We start from the raw sequence: 7,349 nt of genomic DNA, 5'->3' as shown, positions 1-7,349 counted from the left end.
AGGCTGCGCGACGCCGCCAGTCTGGAGCGCCTGATCCTGGTGCTGTCGGTGGCGACCTTGCTGCTCGTCTCCGAAGGTATCGAGGTGGTGCAGCGTGGGGATCGACGACACGTCGATCCCCACTGGCGGCGGGCGCTGAGCTACCTCAAGATCGGTCTCCGGGCGGTTCATTACGCGCTGAGCCGTGGTCAGGCAATCTTCTCTCACCTGACGCTCCAGGGCGGGCCTGACCCTGAGCCACCAGGTCAGCGGAAACGCCTTCATGCCCCTCCTCAAACCACCCTTGAAGTCGGCTGGCAACTCGTTTTTCGTCCGCTCTCATAAAATTTGTCAGGCCGCCAGGCCTAATACTCCTGAAATTAGCATGTACCTTTTTGCTCTGGGACGCTTGCGGACGGCCTGTATCAGGAAATAGATAAGTAACGCCATGCTAAGTAGCGTCAAAGACCCTAGAATATTGTTCACAGTCATCCGTTCAATCCTTAAGGAGTTCAGCCCTATTTCGGCAGCAGGTCGCCCACATCCACCTGCACCCGGTCCGGCCCCAGGGTGACGGAGCGTTCGGCGCGGGGTTCGTTTGTCTCGCCGTAGATGCCGTTGCCGTTGCGGTCCCGGCCCCCGATAACGTTGAAGGTGCCGCTGCCCAGATAAGCGGTAAAGCGGCCCAGGGCGTCCACGGCAGGCTGGAAAACCAGACCGCGCGAGTCCTGAAGCCGCAGGCCCAGGGTGTCGCTAATGTTTGGCGCGCCCAGCGCGGCGGCAGCGTTGATCATGCCGAAGCCGAACAGCGGATCGCGCCCGGCTGCGCCCAGGTCGGTGGCGGTGGCGTTCAGGCGGGCCAGGGTGGAGGCCGCGTCACCTGTTACGCCCTTGCTGAGCAGCAGCGCGGCCAGCGCCGATACCTGCGGAGCGGCCTGACTGGTCCCGGCCTCGGCCTCATAGGTGGGCTGATTTTTGGCGTAGTCCCAACTCGTGGACAGGACCAGATCCTGGAAGGGCTTGCCATTGAAGATGCCGCCGTTAAAGGTGCTGGGAGCCTGCAACGGGTCCGTCCCGCCCGGCGCGCTGAGCTGCACGGCGGGGTAGGCGTTGCTGTAGACCGCGTGTTTGGGGGCGCTGCCGCCCGACAGGGTCACGCTGCCTACCGCCACCGCCGCCGGGCAGGCTGCTGGGTAATACGGCGCGGTGCCGTAGCCGTTGCCCGCCGCCGCGATGACCAGCGATCCGGCGTCGCGGGCGGCCTGCACGGCCTCGCACAGGGGACGGGCGGTGTCGGCGCTGATCGGCCCGCCCAGGCTCAGGTTGATCACGGCGGCCCGCCGGGGGTTGGTCAACGCCCGTCCCGCCAGCGTGACCGGCAGCCCAGCGGCGTAGCGCACTGCCAGGGCCACGTCGGCAGTTTCAGCGTTGCCCGCCGCGTCGATCACCCGCAGCGGCAGCACCTTCACGTTGGCCCGCCGCACCGCGCCGACGACACCAGTGGGGCTGCATCCCGCACAGGACGGCGCGTTCTGCCCCCAGCGGGCCGCGATGATGCCCGTGACGTGGGTGCCGTGGCTGCCGGTGGTGCGCGCGCTGTTCCCGGCGTCAGTGGGATCGGTGTCTGCGCCGTCCCCGTCGCCATTCTTGGGATCGGTCAGCAGATCCAGCGCGCCCTCGCCCGGTTTCCAGAGCATGCCGGCCAGATCGGGGTGGTCGTAACGCACGCCGCTGTCCACCACCGCCACCGTCACGGGCCGCGAATACGCGCCGCCCTCCATGTCGCGCCACACGGCGGGGTAGCCCAGCAGCCGGAAGGGCCATTGCAGCGCGGCGTACTGGTCCGTCGGTTCCAGGGGCTGGGCCAGGGGGAGTTGCTGCGCGCTGAGCGGCTGAGCTGAGGTCTGGGCGCGCAGGATGGCGTTGGGAACGGCGTATTCCACCCGTGGATCGGCGCGCAGAGTCCGCAGGGCCGCCTGCACGTCCCCGACCCACAGCGCGGCGGTGTCTGCCGACAGCGGGCGGCTGGACCCCACGCTCAGGGCGGAGGCCCGCAGGGTTTCCCCGGCGAGTTGGGTCACGGTGCTCCGCCCCTCGCCGCTGGCCGCGCCGCCTGGGTCACGGTACTTGACGATGATGCCGCGCGCCTGCTCTCCCTCCGACTGACGGGTTGAGGGGCCAGTGCCCACCCGCAGGTCCTGGCCCTGCGCGCTGGCCTCCTCGCGCAGTCGGCCTTTCAGGACGTACTGATCGGCCCGGACGGTCCAGGTGGCGGTGCCGCTCTGCGCCTCGCTACTCTGCGCCTCTGCGCCACCCGGCGTTTTCCCCGTTCCCGCCGTCCACGCGATCTCGATCAGACCTGTCAGCACGGCGGCGTCGGCTTTTAAGGGGGTGCCGGTTCCCCGGTCAGCGCTGACCTGCACGGTCACGTTCCCCTGGCCCGACGTGGGCGAGACCTGAAGCCAGTCGGGCTTCCCGGTCATGGTCCAGGTGCCGCTGAACGGCTGCGTGGCCTGCGTGCCCCGCTGTGTGCCCAGATTCAGCACCCGGTCCTGGAGCGGTGGATTCTCCAGCGGCGGCGCAGCCGGGGTGCAGGCGGCCAGCGTGCAGGCCAGCGCCAGGCCCAGAGTCAAGGTAGGCAGGGGCAGGGTGGACAGGGGCAGGCGTGCCATCGCTCCGTAGCATGCCGTATCGCGGTGGGCGCTGCGTGAAAGGGGGCGGGCCGCGCTGGGGGAGGGCGACGGGGGGGCTGCGGGGGTCTGGCAAAATTCCCCTCCAGCACAGCACAATAGAAGGGTGCCCAGCGGACGAGTCCACAACCTGATCAACATCGCAGCCTACAGCATTCTGTCCGCCGCCGCCCTGGCCCTGAGCCGCCAGGACCTGCTGACCATCACGCCGGTGCAGGCGCTGAATTTTACCGTGGCCTACGCCGCTGGCACCTTCCTGCTGTCGCCGGACCTGGATCTGGCCGAGGGCCGGGTGGACAGCAAGCGGCACTGGGGGCTGCTGGGCGTGGCGTGGGTACCCTATGGCCGCTTGTTTCGCCACCGGGGCCTGTCTCACAGTTGGGTGCTGGGACCGCTGACCCGCCTGGCCTACCTAGCTCTACTGGTCACGTTGATCGTGGGCGTGCTGCGCTACGCCGCTCCCGCGCTGACGCTGCCCACCATCCCGCAGCCGATCAGCCTGAAGTTCATCGTGCCGGTGGTGCTGGGCTATTACCTCAGTCAGTGGCTGCACCTGATCGCCGACGGCATCCGCCCCGATCACGGGTTCCGGCACGGCGCGGGAAGGTTAAAGGTGCCGCGTTCGCGCGCGCGGCCCGGGCGGGCTAGAAGTCGCAGGGCCTGAGCGTCTACATCCAATAGTTAACGGGGATTGAAGCCTTTTTCCCCTCTCCCCTTGCGGGGAAGGGACGCCACGCAGGCAGCGGGGGTGAGGGGGCCGCCGGGCAGGCGGGTGGCATGAAGATCTATGGGACGTTCATCCATCAGGTCGCTACTCGATTTGCAGCAGTTCCCGGTGCGCCAGCCCCCGACCGCTCGCCACCTGCCACGCTCCGCGTGCGTCGCCGCGCTGGACCCGCACCATGAAGTCCGCATCGGCGGCCAGCGTGGTCAGCAGCCAGAAGTCACCCCAGACCTCCAGGCCCCACTGTGCGCGCATTGACTTTGAGGCCGCCACCCAGACCGGCTCCGAGAGGTGTTCCAGCGGTGCGATAAAGTGCCACTCGCCGTCGGTGCCGGGGGTGCGGGCCACCTCACGGTGGTATTCGCGCTTCTCGCGGGCGCTCATGGCCTCCCAGGTCCCCTCGGCGCAGTAGTGGGCCGGAAAGGCGCTGAAGGTGTCGCGGCAGCGGGTGGGCCGCGCGGCGTACTGGGTGCAGGCCCCGTTCTGGCGGTCCAGCAGCGGGCAGAAGCCCACCTCCTGCCGGTGGCGCTGCACGTACTGGGCGTCGTCCTTCGCGGTGCGTGCGTTCTGGAGGGCGGCGCGGGCGTGCGCCTCCACAGCGTCCGCCTGCGCGCCCTCAATGGTGCGGGCGGTGATGAGCGCCTCGGCCAGCGACACCCGGATGGGCATGTTGCAGCACTGGAAACACCCCGCCCCGCAGAACACCTTGCCGCCGCGCGCCCGGTAGCCCGCCTGCCATCTGTCGGCCTGCCGCTCGTAGCGCTCATAGGCCCGCACGACGGGGGCCGTGACCGGATCGCTCTGCAAGGGGGCCTGACTCATGCGGCGCAGCCTACCCCGCCGCCGCGTACCGGATGGAGAGGTGGGTGGGATTGAAGGTCAAGTGCTCGCCACTTCCCGCAAGGCGTCGTCATAGAACACCCTGGTCTGATACATGCGAATCTTCCCGGCGGCGTACAGCGCGTCAAATTCCGCCCGGCCCACGTACCGCGCCTCGGCCACCTCATGCATGAAGGCGGGCTGGAGCGTCCCCCCCGGCAGGGGTGCGGCCAGCCAGACGTGCCGCAGGATCAGCACGCCATCTGGAAAGCGGCCCAGATACGCCCCCAGAAAACGCGTGAGCGTGACCCGCAGCCCGGTTTCCTCGTAAGCCTCGCGCACGGCGGTGTCCTGCGGGTTCTCGCCGTCCTCCACGCTGCCGCTGGGGATGTGCCAGAGGCCCGCCTTCTGGGGTTCGCCCGGCGTGCCGAGTTCGCGCACCAGCAGGATGTCGCCCTCCGCATTCAGAATGACGACTCCTGCGGCCTTCCGCCCCACCTCCACATGGGTGTTGTCATCGTGTTGCATGGCCTTACCAGCCCTCTTGCTCACGCAGGGCCGTGATGTGCCGGACATGGTGCCGCCCGTGCCAGTCGTACATCGCCAGCAGCGTGTCCAGCGTGTAGGTGCGGCCCTGCGCGGGGTGCGTCCACGGGCGGCTCCAGTCGGTCACGCCTTCCAGCACCGGCAGCAGGCGGGCGTGCAGGACGTCCAGCAGCGTCAGGCTGACTTCCGGCGGCAGGACGCAGGACACTGTCCGGCAACCTGGCCCAGCGGTCTTCCTCGTATGGTTTGACGCTGGGATTGTCCTCGGTCAGCGCCAGCTTGACCCGGATAAAGGCGTTCATATAGCTCTCGGCGACGTGGTGGACCACCTGCCGCACGGTCCAGCCACCGTCACGGTAAGGGGTGTCCAGTTGCGTATTGCTCAGTCCGGCGACGGCGGCGCGTAATTCGTCTGGCAGGCGGCGCAGATGTTCCAGCGCCTCCTCCCGCTCAGGCGTGCTCAATTTCAGCGGCGTGGGCATCGGGCCGAGGGGATAGCGGGGATCGGCGCTCATACGCTCCCTCCATTAACAGTTCTGTCCTTGCGGGTCCAGCGGCCCGCGTCGCGGGTTTCCACCTTGTCCATCATGCGGGCAAAACCACGTTCCAGACTGATGCCGCCCCGGTTGGCCATGCAGATCATCACGAACAGCAGGTCCGCCAGTTCCAGTTCCAGATCGCCCGCGTCCTCACCGGGTTTGGGCGTCTTGCCGTGTTCATGGGCAATCACACGCGCCACCTCGCCCGCCTCCTCGCTCAGCCGGGCCATCAGCAGCAGCGGTGGAAAATAGCCCTCCTCAAACTGCGAGATATACGCGTCCACACGGGCGCTGGCGTCGGCGAAGGTCAGAGGCTGGGGTGAGGGCACAGGCATGCCCGCAGGCTAGCGCGTCGGTCAACCACATCAAAAAAAGCCCTCTCCGCTGGGAAGAGGGTGGGGGCATCGGACTTTTCAGTGTTGGCGGATCTATCGGTATCAGCGGATATACAGGAACGTTTCCTGCACGTCGCGGTCACCCTGGGCGTAGGGGTCCAGGTAGGCGGTGGTAGCCGTGTTCCAGCGGGCGCTGTCGTAACTGCCGCTCAGCACGATGCTGGTGGTGGGGCGCACGCGGGTAAAGATGGCGCGCACGCGCTGGATGCCGCGCGGCTCGGCCAGGTTGTACACCACACGGTCCTCGGCACGCGGGAAGAAGGTGGTCCCGGCGTTCACGTAGGCGTTCTGGGTCAGCACGCTGGCGAAGCCGTTGCTTTGCAGGGCGATCAGGGTCACGTAGCCGGGCACTCGGGTACTGAACTGGAACCGCACCGCCTCGCCCACAGCGTAGGTGCTGCCCTCGCCCCGGTCAGGCCGCAGGCCGGTGATCAGGTTGCTGCGCTGCCCCTGAAGCTGGACACTGGCATTGGAGTCGGGCCGGACCGTGACGGTGCAGGCGCTGAGACCCAGGGCCAGCGCGCCGAACAGAAATAATGTACGCATACCCGGCAGCATAGGCGCTGAGGCTGACGGGAACCTGAGAAGCAATCCAGCTTACAGTTCAGACTTCAGGGAGGGCTGGCCACAGTGGAATCACGGTGAATATGGTGCGGCATTCCCTGAAGCCGCGGCATGAACCCACCTTTGCTGACGGTTGCCGTTTGCGGCGCTGGCATAGCATGACGCATGACCCGCGCCGCGCGTTCCCTGGTGTTGCTGTTTGCGCTCTTTGCTGCCGTTCTCTGTGCTGTCGCCGTGGCGCAGGGGCAGAAGGTCACGCCTGCGGTGACGCAGCAAAACCCCGCGGGCCTGACCCCCAGCACCTCGGCGGCGCTGGGCACCTTGACGGTGGCGACCGGCTACAGCACCAACCGCTTTTTCGAGGACCTGGGGGCGGGCCGGGTGGCCACGGTTCGGCTGGACAGTGCTGGAAACGCCAGCGTGACCTTTGTGGCCGGAACGGGCGGCTCGCAGGCGGTGCGCTCGCTGGTGGTGCCGCCCGACGGCGCGACGCTGGACAAAATTCGGGCGGCGAACGTGCCGCTGCGGGTGGTCTCGGGCGGCTCGCCCTTTGGCTGGATCACGCAGGCGCTGCCGCTGGTCCTGACCGCCCTGATCCTGGTGGTGCTGTGGCGCAGCATGCGCGGCGCGGGCGGCGGCGGCAGCAACGCCGCCAGCAACTTCGGCAAATCCAAAGCTGCGGTGATCGCCGAGGGCCAGATCAAGCTCAACTTCACCGACGTCGCCGGCTGCGACGAGGCCAAGCAGGATTTGCAAGAAGTCGTGGATTTCCTCCGCCAGCCCGAGAAATACCACCTCCTCGGTGCCCGCATCCCCCACGGCGTATTGCTCGTCGGTCCTCCCGGCTCCGGCAAGACTCTTCTTGCTAAAGCGGTGGCCGGGGAAGCCAAAGTCCCCTACTTCTCCATCTCCGGTTCAGACTTCGTGGAGATGTTCGTCGGCGTGGGCGCAGCGCGCGTCCGTGACCTGTTCGAGCAGGCGCGCAAGAGCGCGCCCTGTATCGTCTTCATTGACGAGATCGACGCGGTGGGCCGCAAGCGCGGCGTCTCGATGCAGGGCGGCAACGACGAGCGCGAACAGACCCTCAATCAAC

At 67.7% G+C, this 7,349-nt stretch carries 8 protein-coding genes and 1 pseudogene; 3 read left to right on the top strand and 6 right to left on the bottom strand.

Annotated elements, in window-relative coordinates:
* A pseudogene (locus Q322_RS23980) lies at positions 1-324 on the top strand (transposase); the annotation flags it as partial.
* A 173-nt stretch (positions 325-497) separates the two neighbouring features.
* Here the strand turns inward: Q322_RS23980 and Q322_RS0119035 are convergent.
* The gene (locus Q322_RS0119035; protein WP_029479441.1) at positions 498-2,651 is read right to left on the bottom strand and encodes a S8 family serine peptidase; all 2,154 of its coding nucleotides are present in this window, start codon (positions 2,649-2,651) and stop codon (positions 498-500) included.
* Between the two features lie 124 nt (positions 2,652-2,775).
* Between Q322_RS0119035 and Q322_RS0119030 the strand changes: the two genes are divergently transcribed.
* On the top strand, positions 2,776-3,333 hold the full coding sequence (locus Q322_RS0119030; RefSeq protein ID WP_029479440.1) for a metal-binding protein: 558 nt from the start codon (positions 2,776-2,778) through the stop codon (positions 3,331-3,333).
* A gap of 147 nt (positions 3,334-3,480) precedes the next feature.
* Here the strand turns inward: Q322_RS0119030 and Q322_RS0119025 are convergent, their stop codons facing one another.
* From Q322_RS0119025 to Q322_RS0119005, 5 genes are all read right to left on the bottom strand, one after another.
* Positions 3,481-4,215: a YkgJ family cysteine cluster protein gene (locus Q322_RS0119025; RefSeq protein ID WP_029479439.1), complete on the bottom strand. Its 735-nt coding sequence runs from the start codon at positions 4,213-4,215 to the stop codon at positions 3,481-3,483.
* A 57-nt stretch (positions 4,216-4,272) separates the two neighbouring features.
* Entirely contained in the window at positions 4,273-4,740 is a 468-nt protein-coding gene (locus Q322_RS0119020) for a Nudix hydrolase (protein ID WP_029479438.1), read from the bottom strand.
* A gap of 20 nt (positions 4,741-4,760) precedes the next feature.
* Positions 4,761-5,240 (bottom strand): DinB family protein, encoded by a 480-nt coding sequence (locus tag Q322_RS21300; RefSeq protein WP_415831346.1) that lies wholly within the window; start codon positions 5,238-5,240, stop codon positions 4,761-4,763.
* Positions 5,241-5,269: 29 nt separating this feature from the next.
* Positions 5,270-5,632 carry a nucleotide pyrophosphohydrolase gene (locus Q322_RS0119010; RefSeq protein WP_029479437.1) on the bottom strand — a complete coding sequence of 121 codons (363 nt, stop codon included), beginning with the start codon at positions 5,630-5,632 and terminating at the stop codon, positions 5,270-5,272.
* Between the two features lie 102 nt (positions 5,633-5,734).
* Entirely contained in the window at positions 5,735-6,238 is a 504-nt protein-coding gene (locus Q322_RS0119005) for a DUF4384 domain-containing protein (protein WP_029479436.1), read from the bottom strand.
* A gap of 183 nt (positions 6,239-6,421) precedes the next feature.
* On the opposite strand from Q322_RS0119005, the gene Q322_RS0119000 reads away from it, so the two are divergent.
* On the top strand, positions 6,422-7,349 hold a 928-nt coding region (locus Q322_RS0119000), incomplete at its 3' end, for an AAA family ATPase (protein ID WP_281173666.1).

It is taken from the genome of Deinococcus frigens DSM 12807 (assembly GCF_000701425.1).
Classification (GTDB): domain Bacteria; phylum Deinococcota; class Deinococci; order Deinococcales; family Deinococcaceae; genus Deinococcus; species Deinococcus frigens.
This window is presented reverse-complemented; position numbering and strand designations above follow the sequence as displayed.